The sequence below is a fragment of the Paenibacillus sp. 1-8 genome (assembly GCF_056316205.1).
The window spans coordinates 66,509-88,080 of sequence record NZ_CM149995.1 but is presented as its reverse complement, the minus strand read 5'-3'; the positions used below and the strand labels follow the sequence as shown (position 1 = coordinate 88,080).

Sequence of the window (21,572 nt, the reverse complement as noted above, 5' to 3'; positions counted from 1 at the left end):
CCGCTGCTACTGGCAGTCAGGAGGACAAAAGGACCGTTTAATGTACGCTTCCTCCGGTCATTGATCAAGTGAAACAATTTCTTCCGCCTCAGCCACCAAACGCTCGCCTACAGAAGCACGACCGCTGCCGAGTATATATCCCCGCCGACGCTTGATCACTTCAAAATAGAGATCAATTCGGTCCCCTGGCCTCGCCAAGCTATGGAATCGAACTCCATTAAGGTTGGTCAGATATGAAATGCCTTTTTTGTCAATCGCAGCGAATGCCGCCAATTGTGCGAGCGACTCCACGATCAACATAGGAGGCATGTATGGATTAGCCTCAGTAATAAACCATTCACTCCAGGTAACAAGCTTGTACCCCTTCGCCCATTGCGACGTTTCGTACCCAGTCACGCCATCCAGCAGAAGAAACGGGTACCTGTGCGGAAGCACATCCGGGATATGGATTAGCTCTTCGCTCACAGGCTTATACCCCCTCCCACTTGCGAACAGCAAGACAGACGTTGTGCCCCCCGAAACCAAAGGAATTACTAATCGCCGCACGGACCTCGCGTTCCTGATATATATGCGGTACAAAATTCAGTTCAGGGGCTTCGGGATTGTCACAATTGAGTGTCGGTGGTACTTTGCTGTGGATCATGCTCTGTACAGTTGCAATTAATTCGACTGCCCCTGCGCCGCCCATTAAATGGCCTGTCATGGATTTAATAGACGATATCGCCAAATGGGGAGCATGCTCCCCGAATACCTTCTGAATGGCATTAATCTCCATGCGGTCGTTAAACGGCGTACTCGTACCATGAGCATTGACATAGTCGATTTCCTGTGGTGTCAAGCCACCATCCTGCAGCGCGATGCTGATCGCTTCTGCCGGACCGGAGCCCGAGGGGTCTGGAGCCGTGATATGATACGCATCGGTTGTGCATCCGTAACCCGCAACCTCGGCCAAAATGGTAGCCCCGCGGTTCAAGGCATGCTCCAGTTCCTCCAGCACCAAGACCCCTGCTCCTCCGCCGATGACGAATCCATCGCGGTCCACATCAAACGGACGACTGGCCTTCTGCGGCTCTTCATTGCGTCTGGAGAGAGCATGGATATTCGCAAAAGATGCCAAATCAAGCTGACTAAAATTAGCCTCTGATCCTCCAGCGACCACGACATCAGCCGTGCCGTACTGGATCGTACGTAATGCTTCACCAATGGCATTACTTCCTGTGGCGCAAGCCGTAACCACGGCAAACGAAGGTCCCTTGGCTCCGATAGCAATGGATATTTCACCAGGCGCTGAATTAATCATCATGGAGGAAACAAAATAAGGAGAAACCCTTTTGGGACCAAGCTTTGTTAATTTCCCGTAGTTCTCCTCTATGACGTCGAGGCCGCCTGCTCCAGAGCCGACAATAACCCCCACGCGGCCTGCATTCCGCTCATCAATCACTAATTTCGATTGCTCCATTGCCTGCCGTGCAGCCGCTAGGGCAAACTGAGTGAACTGTGCGACTTTATTAGCTTCCTTCTTGCTCATATATTGCAACGGATCAAAGCCCGTAACCTGTGCACCAATCTTTGTCGGAATGTCCGCTGTATCAAAAGCAGTGACAGGTCCGATGCCGCTCTTTCCTTCCAACAGTGAATTCCAGAAATCTGTAAGATTAAGCCCAACCGGCGTTACGACTCCCTGTCCTGTCACCACAACACGTCTTCTCACTGTACCCACGTCCTTCGCTGAAATTAATTCTTGGAAGCCTGTTGCTCGTAGAGAGGAAAGTCGCCATACACATGACTGATTTTCTCATGCACATCCGCAAGATCAGCATATACCTCGACGACCACAAGCTTGTTCTCCTTATACTTTTGCCAAGCAAGCTGAAGCTGTTCCCGGGCCTCCCCCTTGCTCCGGATTGCAAGACTTTCCACAAATTCATACTGTGGAATTTGGATTCCTGTCTTGGCCGCCTCTGAAACAAATGGCAAGGACTGCCCTGAAAGGTGCTTATAATTCATCTGATTCTGCAACCAACCATACCCGCCATTATTGAGTACGAGATAGATCAGCGGTATTTGATACTGCACAGCCGTCATAAAATCCGAACAGAAGAGATTGAACGCACCGTCCCCTACCAGTGCCACTACTGGACGTTCTGTTGCTAGGCTTGCTCCCAAAGCAGCAGCCGCACCGAATCCAAGGCTCGTTTGGTCACTGGGAACAATTGAAAGAGAACCTTGCACGAAGCAAAAATATGGATAAAAGTAAGACCACATATCCTGTAATCCATTTTCCTGAACAAGCACCATTTTTTCTGGAAAATCTGTCTGAATGATCTCCAGCAGCTCTGGAACGTGAATTCCAGGGGTCTTTTTCAACTCCTCCAGATAAATGGCTCTATTAGAAAATGCCTTCTGCTTACACCTTCTGATCGTTTCAAGCCACGCTCCATCATGTTTATGTCTGTACCGTTGAACCCACTGCTCTAATGCTGCATATCCATCTCCAAGCACTTTGATGCCCCGGTATTCGTGTGCAAAATCCTCCAGCTCGACATTGACCTGAATTAAAGGTGTATCCTCTAGCAAAATATCCCACTCAAACGTAGCCGTTTCTTCCAATCGGCTGCCCAGCGCAATCACTACATCAGATTCCTTCCAGATTTGCCTCAGACTGAGATCCGTATAGAGCCCGGCCACCCCACAGAAAAGCTCGTCCTCTTCATCAACTGCGCTCCGTCCTGAGGCGGTTGCGAACAAGGCTGCTCCGCACAGATCAGCGAATATCCCGATTACATCATTTGTAACGGACTTCATCCCGCCTCCGACCAAAATGACAGGCCTGCGAGCAGTCTTGATAATCTCCCATGCCGCATCCAGCTCCCGAAGAGACGGAGAGCACGAAAGCTTTTCTGGCGGAATAAACTGAAGCCCTGTCGGCACAGGCTGGTCCATCAGGTTTTCGGGCAGTTCAATATAGACCGGACCTGGAGCCCCATTGATCGCCAAAAAAGCCGCTCGCTCCAGCGCCCATACAAGTCGATCCACATGCTCGACACGGTAAGCCCATTTTACGAGCGGCTTCACGAGTGAGATTTGATCTGCCTCCTGAAAGGATCGGGTACCCAGCTTGTCCCCTCCGGTGCCGAGCGCCAAAAGTAAAAGCGGAGCACCAAGGTTCTTGGCTTCCAGTAGCCCCGTAAGTGTATTACTGAGCGCAGGCCCTTTACCCACAACACATACGGACATCTGGTTGGTTGTGAGCGCATAGCCTGCTGCCATAAATACAGCATTACGCTGATCTTTGCACAGAATAAAATCCATACCGGACGAGGGGAGTGACGATACGATCTTGAGATCATCACTTGGTAATCCAAAGAGATGCCGAACCCCAGCCGATTTTAAGTAGCCAATGATGGCATCCCATGGCAATAAGCTCGCAGTCATACCAAACTCCTCTTTTCCGACAAATATTCTGCGACAATTTTTGAAATCAAAATGGGCTTCGAAACGAGCTTAAAATCGTAAAAAATATAGTTCGACATCGTGCCATAGCCACCAAAGGGCTTATTGCCCTGATCCACATCCTCAAGCGTCTCATTAATGGTCAGCGTGTGCTTCTTTCGCAGGACGTCCGCCAGGTGATTAGATCCGTATAAGCTGCAGCCCATCGCACGTTCACTGAAATAACTGGAGGAAATACGCTTGATCAGTTGCTCGTCGTCTCGGTAGCTAACCACGTTGAAGACTGGTGAAAAATACTCAATAATCTCCAAATCCTGATCTAATTCGCTATATACAATCGTCGGCTCCATCTTTTTCGTACGGAAATCAATGCCACCGCCGTAAATAATAAACTTATCGTTCGTGTTAAAATATTCCGAAACCGAATACAGCGTGTCTTTATAGAAAATAGGGGAGTAGTTCGCGTTCGGGTCATTGTTGGCTCCAAACACGAGTTCGTCCAGCCGCTGAATCAGCAGGTTTTTGAAATTCTCCGTCACATCCTGATGTACCAGAATGATGTCGGGTCCCAGGCAGTCTTGTCCAGAGTTGAACAATCTCATTCGAATCACATCGGTAACCGCTAGTTCCAGATCGGCATCGGGTCCGATGATGAAAGGATTTATCCCTTGTCCGTAAAAGATGTAGAGCTGTTCTTTTCGAATCTGTTTTTTGATCTTCTCCGCATTGGTATAGCTTCCAGTGAACACCACAATATCAGCTGGCATAACCGAATTTTCCATGAAAACTCTCTGGCTAACCTTACGAATATAGATGGGTAATCCATGTACAGCCTGGAGCTTTTCATGCAGCATGTTGACGTACTCGTTTACGTGAGAAGAAGGACGAAAGTCTATATTCTCAACGTATAGGGACGGAATCAAGAGGTATAATGCATAGGAGTACAAAACGACGTTGGAAGGCATAAATACAGCCATAGATCGTTGCGGGCTTGGCTGATAGGTCTGCACCTCTTGCAAAGCACCTTGAAGTGTGAGGATGGTGGAATCAATTTCTGCATTGGCGGCCCGATAGGATGAAAATTGGGTAAGAATATCCATCACTTCCTGCCGATGCTCGATCAAATAATTAAGGCACTTTAAAATTGCTTCATGCCTTTCCAAAAAAAGCGTGTTTTTTGCCAGTTCCGGATTCATACTCATGGTGCATTCTCCCTTTCCTTTATGCGGTTTTTGGTAAATACCTTGTTATATTTTGCGAGAAGCAGCTTTCTCCAGGGCAATGCGCTCCATCTCCAGCCGATCTACTTTTCCATTGCGGTTTAAAGAAAAATGGGCGAGCGGAAGCAAAAGATCGGGAAACATGTATGAAGGAAGTACCCGATTCATCTCTTTGCGGAGTACAGACAAGGCCTGCGAGGATTCGCTTTCGATGAATGCAACAAGCAATGTTCCTTTCGCCTCGTCCTCCAAGGTAATCACGCAGGATCGGTAACCTAGCGAACCAATCCGGTCCTCGATATAAACCGGAGATACCATATATCCCATCCGGTTGACCGTCTTACCGCTGCGACCAATTACATACAGCATTTCGTCATCCAGATAGCCCAAATCTCCCGTTTTGAACCAGCCGTCCTGTAGAACGGACAGCGTCAGGTCTGGACGATTCAGGTAACCTTCCATGCATCCGGCACTGCGTATCCACACTTCGCCTACGATGCCGTTCGCCTGCTGCTCGCCAGCAGCATCCAGTATTTTCAGATCCACACCAGGCAACGGTTTGCCACAACCTTGTGGACACTCCAGCGTCCCCAGCGTAACGTTGCCCAATTCAGAAAGGCCGTAACCATTCAGCAAGGGCTGTCCAAATATGTTGTTAAATTTCTCTTCGAGGTCTTGGGTAAGTGGAGAACCGCCTACGCACCACATGCGCACCGGAGATTCCTTGACCATTTCCAGTTGTTCGGGTTTTCGGTTTAACATACGCAACAAGGTGTAAAAAGCAGAGGGGTTAGCGTCTACGACCGTCGCCCGGTCTTTCGTAATACTTGCAATGACGCTCCAGAGGTTTCTAGGATTGCAGATGATGAGAGAACATGATGTTAACCACCAGGAGAAGATGAGTGAAATACCATAAAAGTGAGAAAACGGTACAACGGGGAGCATATGGTCAGACGGTAGGTAGTTCATGGCGTGTATAGAATGCCTGATATTGTCCATGAAGGCTGATCCAGCTTTCACGATTCCCTTGGGTTTTCCTGTTGTACCTGAAGAATACAGAATGAGCGCATCCGGTCTCTCGCACCACTTGTTAAAGTCGAGGGCTTCAAGCTTTGGCTCTCCCACCCAATCCGGGTGTACTGCTTCTTCTTGAATTAGATCTTGAATCAGAATAACGAGAGCATGAGGAAGTTCTAAATCGGAATCCGTAAGGATGCAACAGGCACCCGCTTCATCATAGATTTGAGCCACCTCATCGAGCACAGTCTGCTCGTCCACCACAGTCACCGAAACAGCGATATTGCACAGGGAGAACAGAGACACAATAAACCAATAGGAATTGGCCGCTTTCAGAATCACTCTACCGTCTTCGGGAATTCCTCTGAGAGTCAACATCCGGGAGAAAATCGTAACATCCCGCTCCAGACGCTCCCTTGTCATAATCCCTTCAGGTGAGATAATACGGCAATCCGTATGCGTAACAAGCACAGCGTTCCCTCCTTACATCCCCGTAATATGGTATCCCGCATCAACATGGATAACTTCTCCCGTAATGCCTCTCGATAAATGGGAAAATAAGAATAACGCGGTATCTCCAACTTCGGACGTATCGACCGACTTGCGTAGGGGCGTCGTCTCTTCAATATGCTTTAGCATCGTGCTAAAATCCTTAATCCCGTAAGCGGCCAAAGTCCGTATGGGACCAGCCGAAATCGCATTGACACGAATACCATAAGTACCCAGATCGTTCGACAGATAACGCATGCTTGCTTCCAGTGAAGCCTTCGCCACACCCATAACGTTGTAATTCTTGATCGCTCGTTCTGCGCCAATATACGTCATGGTGACGATACTTCCACCCTCCGTCATCAGCGGGTAAACCCGTCGGGAAACAGCAGCCAGAGAGTAGGCACCGATTTCTTGAGCAATGGCGAATCCCTCGCGAGAAGTGTCGACGAACAGACCGTCCAAATCCTCAGCCTTAGCATAGGCAACACTGTGAAAATAACCATGCAGGACGCCTACTTTCTCCTTTAGAAAATCGGCCAGTGCATCCAATTCTTCATCGCTTTGTACATTACAGGGACAGACAATGGACCCCGGAATCGTTTCAACGAGCTTTAGCACCCGATCTGCAACCCTCTCATTTTCGTAAGTAAAAATGAGCCTTGCTCCTTCAGCAGCTAAAGATTGGGCTGTCCCCCAGGCAATACTCCTGTTGTTAGCCACACCCATAATCAAAATGTTCTTACCACTCAGCAGTGCTGCCACAGAAACCACCCTTCTTGTTTACATTTTTCGACAAAAAAACAACTTAATTACGTATGTCTACATATATAGACATATGTAATCTTTTCTGGATTATTATCATGCTAGTTGCCAAAGTTAAACAATCGACGTTTTAGGCAAATACAACAATTGTTTTAAAATTTATGAGAATTGGCAGGACACTATTCTGCGGATGAGTTCGGCTGTAATCAAAGGTCCCATTCCTTCGGGAATTCAAGCGCGCTCCATACGATAGCTTTGTCCTGCCATACCCAGCAACAACATAAGCTGGGCCCTTATCACGTCAGCTTATGAAAACTGCGCTGCTTCTGTTTGTCTGTGTTCAAATCGGAAGGAATCCATGCAAGTGAAAAGATGGAAGGCAAAAATGAGGTGACTGTCAAAGCGAGTTCAATATACTTTTCAAATATTTTGTACATATTCTCATAATAGCGATGGACTCAGCAAACTACCGGAAGTGACAACTTCATTTTTTACCATCAATGTCCCTTCCGATTTGAACATCCTGATTGATCGGTCTTATTTCATCCGAGTGTAAAGCCTTATACTGCCTAGGGCTATGCCTTATTTTTCTTTGGAGCCAAAGTATAGCTAAAGGAAACAATAAAGTCGATTACCAGAACGATTGCCCATGTACTCATAATGCCTTCCAAGGAAACCGTACGCTGTGGATCATCTACATACACAATGATAGCAAACAGTAGAGCGTTGCCAATGACCCAGCCCAACAGGTGAAGCAACCACCCCGTCCGTTCCTCTTTTGCATGAGCAGCCCCATATTTGCGTTCGGGCTTCGGTCCCTTGCCAAACCAATGAGAGAACCGCACATCGGCCCATTTAATTAGCCTATGACCAAATGCTACCGTAATGCCAAGATAGCAAGCCGCCAGGCCAGTAGCGGTCGTAATCTCCATGCCGCTGCTCACCGTGATGAACACCGCAATCAGTAACAGGATATCAATAATAGGAGTACACAGTAAAAGAAGACCGCCTAATTTCTTTAAGCCAAACATATATCTTGCGATCAACCCTAAAACAACAAAAACCCAGAATAAAACTTCAGCACTAATAATAAATAAATACATAATAGATGATTCCTTTCGAATTAGAAATTGGTGTTTCCCTCAGCTATCCCCCTTCCATGCCCACTATCATACAATATTATACATAATATTCCTAGTATATTGTCTACAATTACATAAAAGGAAACAAATAGCCTTTTTTCTACATGAAAATAGTATCTGTCAAGTTCATTGCCTATCATTCTCAAATTGGGTATTTTTCATGATATGCTGCAAATTAGATTATGATGATGTGAAATAAAAAAAAGATGCACCCGTGTCATCCGCACGGGTGCATCTTTTTATTCAGATAAGCTATCCACTATCCAATTACAATATGTCCTTCGGGACGACGGTACAGCATTTTGGTAGAGCGTGGACGAATGGCATAAGCAATCGTGAGCGGCCCAATTCTACCAATGAACATGGTCACACAAATGATCAGCTTACCCGCGTCAGACAGTCCCGGGGTCACACCTGTCGACAGCCCCACCGTTCCGATCGCGGAGGCGGCCTCAAACGCAAGTGAGAGAAAAGGTGCATCCTCTGTCATTAAGAGCAGCATGACCACAATGGAGAAGATAAATAGGGCCAATACAATAATGGTCAGCGCACGCATCATGATATCTTTGGGAACCCGTTGGCGAAAGAACACAATTTCCTTCTGTCCCCGCATGACGGCAATTAGAGCCCCAACCATTAGCAGGAACGTAGTCGTTTTGATTCCTCCCCCGGTGGAGCCTGGAGAAGCGCCGATAATCATCAGCAACATGATAAAAAACTGGCTGGCCTGCCTTAACCCGCTGATATCTACTGTGCTGGTTCCCGATGATCGTGTGGATACGGACTGAAAGACAGAGGCGTACACTTTGCCTTCCCAGTTCAGTGAGCCCAAGGTTCGTGCATTGGTAAACTCAAAAATAAATATGACCAGCGCACCAAGCACAATAAGCCCCCCTGACACACTGAGTACCATTTTCGAGTGAAAAGTCAGTCTTCGAGTGCGGTGAAAATCGAATAGATCGCTTAGTACAAGGAAACCCAGTCCCCCCGAAATGACAAGCACGGATGCAATCATATTGAACACAAAGTCTCCGGCATATTGCTGGAAGCTGCTTCCGAACAGATCAAATCCTCCATTGTTAAACAAGGAAACCGAGTGGAATATTCCATAATATATCGCTTGTCCGACAGGCATCTCCCTCATCCATCGCAAAGCTAAAACGACGGCAGCAATCGCCTCAATGGTAAAAGAGAAGATCAGCACCTTGCGGATAATACGCACGATTCCTTCCATGCTGTCGGCACTGATAGCTTCTTTGAGCAGCAGTCGGTCCTTCAGCGACAATCGACGCCCCAACAGCAACGCAAACAATGTCGCCAAGGTCATAAAACCAAGCCCGCCCAGTTGCATCAGCACCATAATAACGGTCTCTCCAAACATCGTATAGGTTGAATCAACGTCAACCACGACTAATCCTGTGACACAGGCAGCGGAGACGGACGTAAAAAGCGAATCAATCCAATGTGGAGCATGCCCGCTATGATTGGAGATAGGAAGCATCAGCAGTAAAGTGCCTAATGCAATAATCAGCAAATATCCGATGACCAATATAAAAGGAGGGGATGCAAACCGGGTAAGCTTGACGCTGCGTTTCATTAGAAGTTTTCTCTCCATCCGTTCTTATGAAAAAGAGGAACAAGACACGGGAAGCCCGGCTGATCCTCTATATTCATAATTTATGTTATTCTACCGTACGGTTACGCATATGCGGGAAAAGCAGCACATCGCGAATGGAAGGAGCATCCGTCAGCAACATAACCAAGCGATCGATGCCGATGCCCAGTCCGCCTGTTGGCGGCATGCCGTATTCCAAGGCACGGATAAAATCATCATCCATTTCATGAGCTTCGTCATTGCCGTGCTCACGTTCCAGCAATTGTGCTTCAAAACGTTGACGTTGGTCAATCGGATCATTCAGCTCAGTGAATGCGTTAGCATGCTCACGAGCTACAACAAACAACTCGAAGCGATCCGTAAAGCGTGGATCTTGTTCGTTTCTCTTCGCCAATGGCGAGATTTCAACCGGATGCCCGGTAATAAAGGTCGGTTGAATAAGTGTTTCCTCTACAAATTGTTCGAAGAAGGCATTCAGAATATGTCCAAAGGTCATATGCGGCTCTACCGGCACTTTATGCTCTTTCGCAAGGCGATGAGCTTCTTCATTGCTCAATTGTGCGCCAAAATCCACGCCTGTTACTTCTTTAACCGCATCAACCATAGATACTCTGCGCCATTGCGGCGTCAGGTCCACTTCCTGGCCCTGATAATGAATACGCTGTGTGCCAAGCACTTCTTGCGCAATGTGAGCCACCATGTTTTCCGTCAATTGCATGATGTCCTGGTAGTCAGCATACGCTTCATACAGCTCAATCATCGTGAACTCAGGGTTATGGCGAGTGGAAATACCTTCATTACGGTAAACGCGACCGATCTCATATACTTTCTCCAATCCGCCGACAATCAGTCGTTTCAGATGAAGTTCAATGGCAATACGCATATATAGCTGCATGTCCAGTGCATTATGATGTGTAATAAACGGCTTGGCCGCCGCCCCGCCTGCAATGGAATGCAGTGTTGGCGTTTCAACCTCCAAATAACCGAGCGAGTCCAGATAACGGCGCATGGATTGAATAATACGGGAACGGGTAATAAACGTTTTTTGTACTTCCGGGTTCATAACCAGATCGACGTAGCGCTGACGGTAGCGCAGCTCGACATCCTTCAGACCATGATATTTTTCCGGCAATGGATACAACGATTTGGACAATACCTCAAGGTCCAGCACCTTAATGGTGGTTTCCCCTGTTTTGGTCTTGAACAGCACGCCTTTAATCCCCACAATATCGCCCAGATCCAAAATACCGAATGCTTTGTATTTGGCTTCCGGCACGGTATCTTGACGAACATAAATTTGAATACGTCCACTGAGATCCTGCACATGGGCAAAACTGGCTTTCCCCATAACCCGTTTGGCCATAATACGGCCTGCAATGCTAATTTCAATATTCTTTTCTTCCAGTTCTTCCTTGGTAAGACTGTCATACTTGCTTAGCAGTACACCCGCCTCAGCTGTGCGTATGTATTTACGACCAAAAGGATCAATGCCCAACGAGCGAAGCTCGTCCAATTTGGCGCGGCGAATTTGCAGCAGTTCGCTTAGTTCCTCGCGATTTTCTTGAGGTTCCTGGTTAGTAGTTTCATCCGACATGGTGCTAAATCAGCTCCTTCAATATGAATAGACGGGCCGGGGTCCGTCCGGGTGTAGAGAAAAAAAGCTTCCCCAAGGAAGCTTTTACATTCAATTCCAAAGTTTGTGTCTTATTTTTTGATATCCACGATTTTATATTGTATAACGCCTGCCGGAACGGTGACATCCACAACAGTTCCTTTTTTCTTACCGAGCATTGCCTTGCCAAGCGGACTTTCATTGGAGATTTTATTCTGGAGCGGGTCCGATTCAGCCGAACCTACGATCGCATACTCTGTAACATCTCCGAATTCCATATCCTCAACGGTCACGGTTGCGCCTACTCCAACAACATCGGTTTCAATTTCATCACTATTGATAATGCGGGCATTGCGTAGCAATTTTTCCAGTGTAATTACACGGCCTTCAATGAAAGCCTGCTCATTCTTCGCATCCTCATACTCGGAGTTTTCACTGATATCCCCGTATCCGATAGCTACCTTAATCCGTTCCGCCACTTCACGGCGTTTGACAGACTTCAAGTTCTCAAGCTCATCTTCGAGCTTTCTAAGACCTTCCTGTGTCAGAATGACTTCTTTATCGCTCATCTTAACCAATTCTCCTGTCATGGGAAAAGTTTAAAAGTGCATCGGAATGCACGCTTTCAAAACATAATATGCCACTCTGAGGGAATGAGAACATTTCCTGCCGTTGTCTTGAGAGCTGCATACAATTGTAGCATACATCAAGATTTTATACTGAACGATTATAGGGCAAGCAATTGGAAAAGTCAATCACATGCAAAGGCAGAAACAGCTTCCTTATTGCGCAACGGCGGCAGGAGAAGCAGCCCCCGTGGAATGTTCATCATTTTCTACCGTGTGTAGTCCAGATACAAAACCATCCAAAATACGTACCATATCATCACGTCTTGTTTCTTCCATAACAACGTCCTTAATGCGTGCAGAGCCTCTAAGTCCTTTGAGGTACCAGGCCAGATGCTTACGCATTTCGCGTACAGCCACGGCTTCGCCCTTCAATGCCACCAGACGATCCATATGCAGAATGGCAATGCGGATTTTTTCTTCCGGTGAAGGATCAGGCAAAAGCTCCCCTGTCTGCAAATACTCAATCGTACGGTACAGCATCCAAGGGTTACCCAGAGCGCCGCGTCCGATCATAACACCGTCACAGTTGGTCAAATCGAGCATCCGGCGGGCATCTTCCGGTGTTGCCACGTCCCCGTTTCCGATTACAGGAATGGAAACTGCTTCTTTAACTTCTTTTATAATATCCCAGTTCGCATGTCCCGTATACAGTTGCTCCCGTGTACGGCCATGTACGCTAACAGCCTGGCCTCCTGCACGTTCTACGGCGCGGGCGTTCTCTACGGCATAAATATGCTCGCTGTCCCATCCAATACGCATTTTCACGGTAACAGGCTTGCTAACCGATTCCACGACTGCCGATACCATTTCATAAATTTTATTGGGATCAAGCAGCCAGCGGGCACCTGCATCACATTTGGTTACCTTCGGAACTGGACAGCCCATATTGATATCAATAATATCTGCGTTCGTCTCCTGATCCACGACCTTAGCCGCTTCCACCAAGGATTCACGGTCTCCCCCAAAAATTTGCAGACTAAGCGGCTTCTCGCGCTCATCTACAAACAGCATCTCACGCGTGCGCTTGTTACCGTGAATGATCGCCTTGTCACTAACCATTTCTGCGCATACCAAGCCTGTGCCAAATTCCTTGGCAATCAGACGGAAAGCAGGGTTACACACGCCCGCCATCGGAGCCAGCACGACCTGATTTTTCATTTCAATACCGCCGATTTTCAACATTCTCTGTTCACTCCTTTATTCATACTTGTATATGGTGTACTTATCGTCATTCCGTCAGTTCCCGGACTTGTATTTCTAGGGTTTGGGCAATAAGGTTCAGCATGTCAGGCTCTATTGTTCGGTTGCCCCGTTCCACAGCACCCAGTATGGCCAACGATATGCCAGTTCGCTCAGCCAACTCCTGCTGCGTAAATCCTTTTAGCTTCCGAAAGGCGCGAAGCCGTTGTGCCAACTGCATGTTTTCCAAAACTGTATGCCGTCCTTTCCATCCAATGATTTCAATGCGGTATGCACGATACTGTACAGGCCGGATGGATCTTGGTTCGGAACGATATCAGCCAATGGGACAAGCACAAAAGCACGCTCCAGCATGCGGGGATGAGGAAGCTCCAAATCCGGTGTAGCGAGCTCCACCGCTTCCATCCATAACAAATCCAAATCAATGGTGCGCGGACCGTTAGGGATATGTCTTACTCGACCCAGACGGCTCTCTACTTCTAACATGAAGATCAGAAGCTCTTCTGGAGCAAGTGTTGTGGATACGGCTGCTGTCATGTTTAGAAAAGAAGGCTGCTCCAGATACCCGACAGGCTCTGTTTCGTACAGGCTGGAGCAACGCAGCACCCGTATACCCGGATGTTCGTCCAGCGCCGTGATGGCTTCATACAGGGTATGCTCACGATCCCCCAAATTAGCCCCTAAAGCAATATAAGCCTCTGATGCCTCAGAGGTCGAATGTGCGTTCATGTACCGTTCCTACTTTCTTGCGCGATAAAGCTCAACCGTCACGCCCTCAAAATGAATATCGAACGGCGGATGCGGCTTCGTGACTTTGACAGTCAGTGCATTGACACTAGTATAAGTGTCCAGTAAGGAAGATGCAATACGTTCGCCCAAAGCTTCAATCAATTGGTAAGATTCCTTTTCTACGATATCCTTAACGGTGTAATGCACTTCAGCGTAATTAACCGTTTTGTCCAATGCATCTTGCTCGCCCGCCTCACGCAGATCAAGCTCCAGCTCCAGACCAATATAGAAACGCTGTCCCAGCTTGCGCTCTTCAGGAAAAACGCCGTGATATCCGTAATACTCCATACGGTGCAGAACCATTTTATCCATCGGTAATAAGCCCCTCTTTTTTAATTAAATTTTTTTATAATAAATTTTTTTCTGAAAATGCAGTGACTTTATGCGGGCGGTAGCGTAGCGAATTATTTGAATCCGAAGAAGCGTAGCGCTCGCCTTTGCAACGGGATTTTTACCTCTACATGTTTTACCAATTCAAAAAAATCCCGTTGCAACAGCGATCGCAGGATCAAATGATTCGTGAAACGGGCTTTACCCGCCATAACTCAGTGCGTTTTTAGACCCGTACACCATCGCATCACACATCCGTACCGTGCGTTTGATTTGTGCAACATCATGTACACGCACTATCTGACAGCCTTGGGCAATGCCAAAGGCGACAGTAGCTGCTGTGCCCTCAACCACATCATCCACAGGCAAATCCAGCGCTGTACGGATAAATCTTTTGCGTGACGTCGCTAATAACAGCGGATAACCCAACTGACTTAGCGTATCCAGAGAAGTCATAGCTTGAATATTTTCGTCGTAATCTTTGGCAAATCCGATGCCGGGATCTAAAATGATCTGTTCCGCACGTACACCTGCATCCAGCGCCAATCGGATACTTTCTTTTAAATCATCAATCATATCAGGTATTAAATCGCTATAGTTACGGTCATGACGATTATGCATTAAGATGACTGGACAATCGAATTGTGAAGCTACATGTGCCATGTCAGGATCTGCCTTAAATCCCCACACATCATTGATGATATGCGCACCCGCTTCAAGGGCCTGCCGTGCTACTTCAGCTTTGTAAGTATCCACGGACAATGGAATGTGAGGAGCAATACGGTGAATAGCCTGTACTACCGGAATGACACGGGCCAGCTCCTCCTCCACACCTACCGGATCATGCCCCGGCCGGGTAGACTCCCCGCCAATATCAATAATATCGGCTCCATCCTCCACCAGCTTCAAGGCATGTAAAACAGCAATCTCCAGACTATTGTGCAATCCGCCATCGGAAAATGAATCCGGGGTCACGTTCAGTATACCCATCACCTGTGTGGAATCTCCGAGCGTAAGCTCGGCCTCGCCCATCTGATAGCTTCGTCGGTAAATGGTCGGTATATTCAATTCATCCCTGCTTTCTCTCTGTAATCGTGTAACAGCAAAGCGGTTATGGAACCGGTCTGTGTCCAGGCATCAGATAACCGTTGCGTCGTTCCATATGGCTCCAGCAACAGGTTCACAGGCCGGATTTCCTGTATGGAATTCGTCATAAATATTTCATCGGCCAGTCGCAGCTCGTCCCAACGGTATAGACCCTGCTCACAGTGGATGCCTCTTGCTTGCGCCAGCTCCAGAATAAGTTCACGTGTAATACCTGGCAGGATACCTGTAGACAGGTCTGGGGTGTACAGCGTACCGTTTCGGACAAAAAACAGGTTGCTGACCATTCCTTCTGCCAGAAAACCGTCTGCCGTAAGCATCATCCCTTCAGCCTTATGCTGGACGGCAGTGGCGTACTGCTGAAGCTCTCGCTTGGCGAGAATGTTATTCATATAATGGAGCGACTTTAATCGAATCTCGCCCTCGGGCGTGTTTCTCGGGGTTCGCAACAACTGAAGCGCAGATGCGGCAGTTGTTCCCACAGTTTCTTTATGCGTAGCGGGTAACGGCTTGGCAAACAAAATATGGTTAGGGCGCGTATAGTCACCAGACGGCAAGCCGATTACCTCTTCGCCCGCAGATACGGTGTAGCGGATATATGCTTCGTTCAGACCATTCGCGACCATCAGACCGTGGATATGCTCGGTAAGCTGGTTCTTGTCCGGTTGAAAAGGAATGCCCAACATCTGGCAGCCCTCTGCCAGTCTGTGCAAATGGCGATCCAGCAGGAACGGAACTCCCTTATAGGTACGGAAGGTTTCAAACAGGCCCATTCCGTACAAAAAGCCGTGATCACTTACGTGAATCACGGCATCTGCGGCTTCCGTGAGGACGCCATTGACTCCGATATATCTCATAAATCAGACGCCTACCTTGCGTTTCAGGAAATTGCGTAACAGTTGATGTCCGTGGTCCGTAATGATGGACTCCGGATGGAACTGAACTCCTTCCACAGCGAACTCTTTATGCCGCAAGCCCATAATTTCACCTTCCGCAGTTTCAGCTGTAATTTCCAGACATTCAGGCAGGCTCGCGCGCTCCACCAGCAAAGAATGATACCGGGTCGCTGTGAACGGGGAAGGCAAGCCTTCAAATACCGATGTATTATGGTGGAGAATCGGTGATGTTTTGCCGTGCATGAGTCGTTCAGCCCGGATGACATGACCGCCAAACGCCTGTCCGATGGCCTGGTGACCGAGACAAACGCCGAAGATCGGAATTCGCCCTTTAAAGTGGCTGATCACGTCCAGCGATATTCCCGCCTCATTCGGCGTGCATGGACCTGGCGAAATCAGAATATGCTCTGGCGCCAACTCTTCTATGCCTTTCAGATCAATCTCATCGTTCCGTCTTACGGTTACTTCCTCGCCAAGCTCACCCAAATACTGAACAAGATTGTACGTAAACGAATCATAGTTATCAATCACCAAAATCATACGACTCACCCTCCTGTGATACCGCTCTTGCTCAAAGCGGCTTCTTCTTCACCACATTGTACTGCCTTCATGACGGCTCTTGCCTTATTTCGGCACTCGCGATATTCCCTGTACGGGTCTGAGTCAATGACAATGCCTGCACCTGCCTGTAAATAGGCCGTGCTGCCTCTGACAGCTAGTGTTCTTATTATAATATTTAATTCCATATTGCCGTTATAGTCAATCCATCCCATGGACCCTGTATAAGGACCACGCCGGACAGGCTCTAATTCTTCAATAATTTCCATAGTACGCACCTTGGGCGCTCCGGTAATGGTTCCCCCCGGAAAGGTAGCAGCAATTACATCTAAAGCGGTACGACCCGCGGCCAGCTTACCCTCTACTTGAGAAACGAGATGCATCACGTGCGAATAGTACTCGACAGTCAGCAGCTCCGGCACATGCACCGTTCCGTATTCAGCAATCCGGCCGATATCATTACGTTCCAGATCGACGAGCATAATATGCTCGGCACGCTCTTTTTCGCTCGATAGCAGCTCGGCAGCCATGGCAGTATCCTCTTCCGGTGTCAGTCCTCGCCTTCTCGTACCTGCAATGGGACGTGCGCTGACGCGTCCATCCTCCAGCTTAACCAACAATTCCGGCGAACCGCTGACGATTCGTAAATCCGGCATACGCAGCAGGCCCATGTAAGGGGAAGGGTTCAGCAGGCGAAGCCACTCATAGATATCCTCAGGTTGGGCTACCAGCGTACGTTGCTGACGAATCGACAGGTTTACCTGAAACACGTCACCTTGTGCAATGTATTCCTGCACGCGCTTTACGGCGTGTTCAAAGTCCTTTTGGTTGAAAGCTGCTTTCCAGCCTTCTGCTTCATGATGAGTAGCGAACAGATCTTCTTCTTCGGCAAGCCTTGCGCAACGGCGAATATAAGCAGGGTCAGATGCTCCGGCTTGTATGATGTTTTCCCACTGGGTCAGCATACGTTCTGCACGCTGGACAGCTTCTGCGTAATATTCGGAAAGTATGGCTTTCTGCCGATCCAAAGCGACATTATCGACATTGGCGGTGTTACTACTGACGGTATGCAAGTGAACAGGTGTGGGCGTATGAACAGCACAATAAATGCGGCCTTCCGCATGATCATAGATCCATAGCTCATTCACTTGCATCCATACGTAGTCTGGTATGCCTGCATCGTCTGCTGCCTGTATCGGTAGGCGCTCCAGTGAGCGAGCTACATCGTAGCCAAGATAACCAGCAAAGCCTCCAGTGAAAAAAGGAATACCCGGTACGCGCGGCGCACGGTAGGGAGCCATCCAGTCGTTCATGACTGTCAGGGGCTGACCTTGTATGAGATCACGCTTGCCGCTTTTTAGATCGGTCCAGACGGCCTGTTCCCCTTTACCTTCCAATATAGCAACCGGATTTAAGCCCAGATAGGTGTATCTCCCGCCTTTAGCGCTCTCCAGTAAAAAGGCATATGGCGACGAATTCTCCCATGCCTTCTGCCATGATAACGGTAAACCGTCCGCAGGTAACTGATACTCAGCAATATATGGGAGTATACTCCATCCTTCCTTCTGCCAGGCCTGCCACTGTGCCTCCGTTACTCTAGCTGTCGATTTCATGCGTGTGCTTCCCCTTCCCTTACTTTGCGCAAAGTCTGTATGCTAATTTTTAAAAAGAATCCCCCACCCCCCTGACAACAGGGAAATGAGGGACTCCTTCATATAGTATGCACAATTACGACGTAATTACAGCTCGAAATTATACAGTGGCGTACTCAGGTAACGTTCACCATTACTTGGAACGATGACAACAATGCGCTTGCCTTTGCCCAATTCTTTAGCCAGTTTCAAAGCTGCATGAACAGCCGCACCGGAGGAAATACCTGACAAGATGCCTTCTTCCTTGGCTACTGTACGCGCAACTTCGAAAGCTTCATCGTTTTCTACATGAATAATTTCATCATAGATGTCACGGTTCAAAATTTCAGGAATGAAGTTGGCACCAATTCCCTGAATTTTGTGGGGTCCTGGCTTACCACCAGCCAAGATTGGAGAAGCAGCCGGCTCTACAGCAACGATTTTGATTTCAGGGAATTCTTTCTTAAGCACTTCCCCTGCACCAGAAATAGTACCACCTGTACCAATCCCTGCTACAAAACCGTCCAGGCTGCCGCCAATGGAGCGAATGGCTTCCACGATCTCAGGACCTGTCGTTTCACGGTGAATTTTGATGTTGGCTTTGTTCTTGAACTGCTCGGCAGCAAAATACTCCGGATTCTCACTCAGCAGCTCTTCCATTTTCTTGACAGATCCGTTCATGCCTTCCGATCCGGGTGTCAGCACAAGTTCCGCTCCGTAAGCACGCAGCAAGTTGCGACGCTCCGAGCTCATTGTTTCTGGCATAACGATTACTGCCTTGTAGCCCTTCGCGGCTGCAACCATAGCCAAGCCGATTCCTGTATTACCGCTGGTAGCTTCAATAATCGTACCGCCTGGTTTGAGCAGTCCTTCACGTTCGGCCTCTTCCACCATACTAATCGCGATGCGGTCTTTTACACTGGACCCCGGGTTCTGGTATTCCAGTTTCAAATAAATTTCTGCGCTATCTTCCGGTACGATCCGGTTAAGACGGACGAGAGGGGTCTCCCCGATAAGTTCGGTAACGTTATTGACGACTTTAGCCATGATAAGTTCCTCCCTGACATTGAATGTTATATTAATTTTTTTGCAAAATCACATTGTTAATCAATCTTGGTTTTAATTCCCGATAAAAAAGGTAGGTTTTCCATGATAATCATAACAACCTTCATATCCATTGTCAATACGAGCCATAAAAACACGACTCCTCCAGCTCTGATTTTCAGCATCGCGCTTCCTTCAATCCAGGAATCGCTCACTCTGTTTATAGAGAAATGGATGGCATATCTTTTCCAGGCAAAATCCGTGCCCCGTATTTATCACGCAGGCTTTTCTCAACCTCTTCCAGAGGAGCAGCTTGAGCGAGTGCAAGCGAGCGACGAATTTGCTGTCGAATCTGTTGTTCGTTCGTGGGAGCTTCCAGGCGGATATCCTGTACAAAAATGACGGCATAACCCTCGTTAACCGCGATGGGACCAGCAACATCACCGGAACTTAGCTCTCTCGCTGCCTCCATAATCTCTTGCGGCTGAAAAGGATCATACTCGTCCACCCATCCCAGCTGTCCACTTTTGTCTTTGCCGAAAAGATGACTGGAATGCTCTTGAAGCAGTATATCAAAGCTTTCTCCCTGCTTGACCCGTTCAAGCAGCGTCTCAGCTTCCTCCGCTTGAGTCGCGTATATAGCTGCCAGCTTGATCTGCTTGCCGACTGCAAATTCCTCCGGGTGCTGCTTCCAGTACTGGTCAATATCAGCTTCCTGAACCTGAATACCCTGTGTGGCTATTTTCTCCAACCCAATCCGGTATTCCGCCTCACTCCGCAAATCATCCGGATTTAAGCCAAACTGTTGCTGCATTTCCTCAAAATAAGCGCGATCGGAAGCATACCCTTTGCTATCCTGCTTCAGCACCTGCTGCAAATCCTCTTGGGTAACCTTGATGCCGAGACGCCCAGCCTCCGCCTCCACAACTTTGCGGTTTAGCATTTGTAACAGTGTAGTGGCTCCATAGCGTTTTTTCAGCTCTGCAATCCACTGCTCCTCCGATATGCCTTCCTGACCCATCTCTGCTACAGCATGATCGCCGTCGTCCTTGGTTACATCATCTGGCTTTAAGAGCCCGCGAAGCATGATAAGACCACCCAAGGCGGCGACACTGACGGTCAGGATAATGACAGCCGTCCATAACCCTTTCTCCCGTGTAGTCATCGCTCGCACCGCCCATCCGGTTAGGCTTTGGCTTGATCTAACAGATTTTGCAATTCGTCTTTATTAAACTGATAAGCCTCATTACAGAAATGGCACACGACCTCGGCCTGTCCCTCTTCCTCAATCAGCTGCTCCAATTCGCTTTCTCCCAGGCTGATCAATGTTTTTTCCACACGCTCTCGCGAGCATTCACATTGAAAATGAATATCCATTTCGTCGAGAATCCGAACGTCCGGCAGCATCCAGCGCAGCATTTCATCAAGCTCTAAACCCTGATCCAACAGAGCTGTAACTGGCGGAATGGAGCCGACTGCATTTTCGATGGCCGTAATCTCATCATCATCCAAGCCCGGAAGTAATTGAATAATAAATCCGCCTGCCACGATAACCGAATTATCGGTATCCACCAGCACGCCTAAACCCACTGCCGAAGGTGTCTGCTCCGATTTAGCAAAATAATAGGTGAAGTCCTCACCCAGCTCGCCGGAAATAATCGGGGTACTGCCCCGATATGGTTCTTTTAACCCCAAATCCTTGATAATATGAATAAAGCCCTCTGTTCCGACAGCACCTGCTACATCCAGTTTGCCCATACTATTACTCGGCAAATGTACATGCGGCTCGGACACATAGCCTCGCACCTCACCTACAGCGTTGGCATCAACGACGATTTGTCCGATTGGACCGTCACCTTTAACTTGAACGGTCAGTCGCTCTTTACCTTTTAACATAGAACCCATAATGGCACCCGCTGTAAGCGTTCGCCCCAAAGCAGCTGTGGCGGTAGGATACGTATCATGTCTTCTCCGCAGTTCCTCCACCAGTTCTGTTGTCCGGACCGCAAAGGCTCTGACCCTTCCATCCATAGCTGTACCACGAATAAGTCGATCCTGTTTCTTTTCCATATTGAGTT

The 21,572-nt window shown here is 48.1% G+C and carries 21 protein-coding genes; all 21 read right to left on the bottom strand.

All coding sequences use genetic code 11. The features are described from left to right. Positions 1-57 precede the first annotated feature (57 nt). A complete protein-coding gene (locus AC0WRU_RS00410) occupies positions 58-465 on the bottom strand; it encodes a 3-hydroxyacyl-ACP dehydratase FabZ family protein (RefSeq protein ID WP_476126811.1) in 408 nt (135 codons plus the stop codon). Between the two features lie 4 nt (positions 466-469). After that, positions 470-1,711 carry a beta-ketoacyl-ACP synthase II gene (gene fabF / locus AC0WRU_RS00405; RefSeq protein ID WP_476126810.1) on the bottom strand — a complete coding sequence of 414 codons (1,242 nt, stop codon included), beginning with the start codon at positions 1,709-1,711 and terminating at the stop codon, positions 470-472. Positions 1,712-1,734: 23 nt separating this feature from the next. Beyond that, positions 1,735-3,435, bottom strand: coding sequence for a thiamine pyrophosphate-binding protein (locus AC0WRU_RS00400; protein ID WP_476126809.1), 1,701 nt, complete (start codon positions 3,433-3,435; stop codon positions 1,735-1,737). Further along, entirely contained in the window at positions 3,432-4,655 is a 1,224-nt protein-coding gene (locus AC0WRU_RS00395; RefSeq protein ID WP_476126808.1) for an aldehyde dehydrogenase family protein, read from the bottom strand. The genes AC0WRU_RS00400 and AC0WRU_RS00395 overlap by 4 nt, the downstream gene beginning before the upstream one ends. 45 nt (positions 4,656-4,700) lie before the next feature. Beyond that, positions 4,701-6,161: a class I adenylate-forming enzyme family protein gene (locus AC0WRU_RS00390; RefSeq protein WP_476126807.1), complete on the bottom strand. Its 1,461-nt coding sequence runs from the start codon at positions 6,159-6,161 to the stop codon at positions 4,701-4,703. A gap of 12 nt (positions 6,162-6,173) precedes the next feature. Then, positions 6,174-6,944: an enoyl-ACP reductase FabI gene (locus AC0WRU_RS00385; protein WP_476126806.1), complete on the bottom strand. Its 771-nt coding sequence runs from the start codon at positions 6,942-6,944 to the stop codon at positions 6,174-6,176. A gap of 575 nt (positions 6,945-7,519) precedes the next feature. After that, positions 7,520-8,047: a hypothetical protein gene (locus AC0WRU_RS00380; RefSeq protein WP_025684743.1), complete on the bottom strand. Its 528-nt coding sequence runs from the start codon at positions 8,045-8,047 to the stop codon at positions 7,520-7,522. Between the two features lie 298 nt (positions 8,048-8,345). Further along, entirely contained in the window at positions 8,346-9,683 is a 1,338-nt protein-coding gene (locus tag AC0WRU_RS00375) for a TrkH family potassium uptake protein (protein ID WP_476126805.1), read from the bottom strand. An 85-nt stretch (positions 9,684-9,768) separates the two neighbouring features. Next, positions 9,769-11,295, bottom strand: coding sequence for a lysine--tRNA ligase (gene lysS, locus AC0WRU_RS00370; protein WP_192512571.1), 1,527 nt, complete (start codon positions 11,293-11,295; stop codon positions 9,769-9,771). Positions 11,296-11,405: 110 nt separating this feature from the next. Further along, complete coding sequence (greA, locus tag AC0WRU_RS00365; protein ID WP_025684746.1) at positions 11,406-11,882, bottom strand: transcription elongation factor GreA; 477 nt, start codon at positions 11,880-11,882, stop codon at positions 11,406-11,408. A 213-nt stretch (positions 11,883-12,095) separates the two neighbouring features. Next, positions 12,096-13,124 carry a tRNA dihydrouridine synthase DusB gene (dusB, locus tag AC0WRU_RS00360; protein WP_476126804.1) on the bottom strand — a complete coding sequence of 343 codons (1,029 nt, stop codon included), beginning with the start codon at positions 13,122-13,124 and terminating at the stop codon, positions 12,096-12,098. A gap of 46 nt (positions 13,125-13,170) precedes the next feature. Further along, positions 13,171-13,371 (bottom strand): helix-turn-helix domain-containing protein, encoded by a 201-nt coding sequence (locus tag AC0WRU_RS00355; protein WP_187644971.1) that lies wholly within the window; start codon positions 13,369-13,371, stop codon positions 13,171-13,173. Beyond that, on the bottom strand, positions 13,323-13,871 hold the full coding sequence (folK, locus tag AC0WRU_RS00350; RefSeq protein ID WP_476126803.1) for a 2-amino-4-hydroxy-6-hydroxymethyldihydropteridine diphosphokinase: 549 nt from the start codon (positions 13,869-13,871) through the stop codon (positions 13,323-13,325). The genes AC0WRU_RS00355 and folK overlap by 49 nt, the downstream gene beginning before the upstream one ends. Positions 13,872-13,880: 9 nt before the next feature. Further along, positions 13,881-14,243, bottom strand: coding sequence for a dihydroneopterin aldolase (gene folB / locus AC0WRU_RS00345; RefSeq protein ID WP_476126802.1), 363 nt, complete (start codon positions 14,241-14,243; stop codon positions 13,881-13,883). A gap of 219 nt (positions 14,244-14,462) precedes the next feature. Beyond that, positions 14,463-15,329 (bottom strand): dihydropteroate synthase, encoded by an 867-nt coding sequence (gene folP / locus AC0WRU_RS00340; RefSeq protein WP_476126801.1) that lies wholly within the window; start codon positions 15,327-15,329, stop codon positions 14,463-14,465. After that, complete coding sequence (locus AC0WRU_RS00335; protein WP_476126800.1) at positions 15,326-16,222, bottom strand: aminotransferase class IV; 897 nt, start codon at positions 16,220-16,222, stop codon at positions 15,326-15,328. Before AC0WRU_RS00335 ends, folP begins: the two co-directional genes overlap by 4 nt. Before the next feature lie 3 nt (positions 16,223-16,225). After that, a complete protein-coding gene (gene pabA, locus AC0WRU_RS00330; RefSeq protein WP_476126799.1) occupies positions 16,226-16,801 on the bottom strand; it encodes an aminodeoxychorismate/anthranilate synthase component II in 576 nt (191 codons plus the stop codon). A 5-nt stretch (positions 16,802-16,806) separates the two neighbouring features. After that, the gene (locus tag AC0WRU_RS00325) at positions 16,807-18,432 is read right to left on the bottom strand and encodes an anthranilate synthase component I family protein (protein ID WP_476126798.1); all 1,626 of its coding nucleotides are present in this window, start codon (positions 18,430-18,432) and stop codon (positions 16,807-16,809) included. 126 nt (positions 18,433-18,558) lie between these two features. Beyond that, positions 18,559-19,497: a cysteine synthase A gene (cysK, locus tag AC0WRU_RS00320; RefSeq protein ID WP_476126797.1), complete on the bottom strand. Its 939-nt coding sequence runs from the start codon at positions 19,495-19,497 to the stop codon at positions 18,559-18,561. A 217-nt stretch (positions 19,498-19,714) separates the two neighbouring features. Further along, complete coding sequence (locus tag AC0WRU_RS00315) at positions 19,715-20,659, bottom strand: peptidyl-prolyl cis-trans isomerase (RefSeq protein ID WP_476126796.1); 945 nt, start codon at positions 20,657-20,659, stop codon at positions 19,715-19,717. 20 nt (positions 20,660-20,679) lie between these two features. Beyond that, positions 20,680-21,564, bottom strand: coding sequence for an Hsp33 family molecular chaperone HslO (gene hslO, locus AC0WRU_RS00310; RefSeq protein WP_025683055.1), 885 nt, complete (start codon positions 21,562-21,564; stop codon positions 20,680-20,682). Between the last annotated feature and the right edge of the window lie 8 nt (positions 21,565-21,572).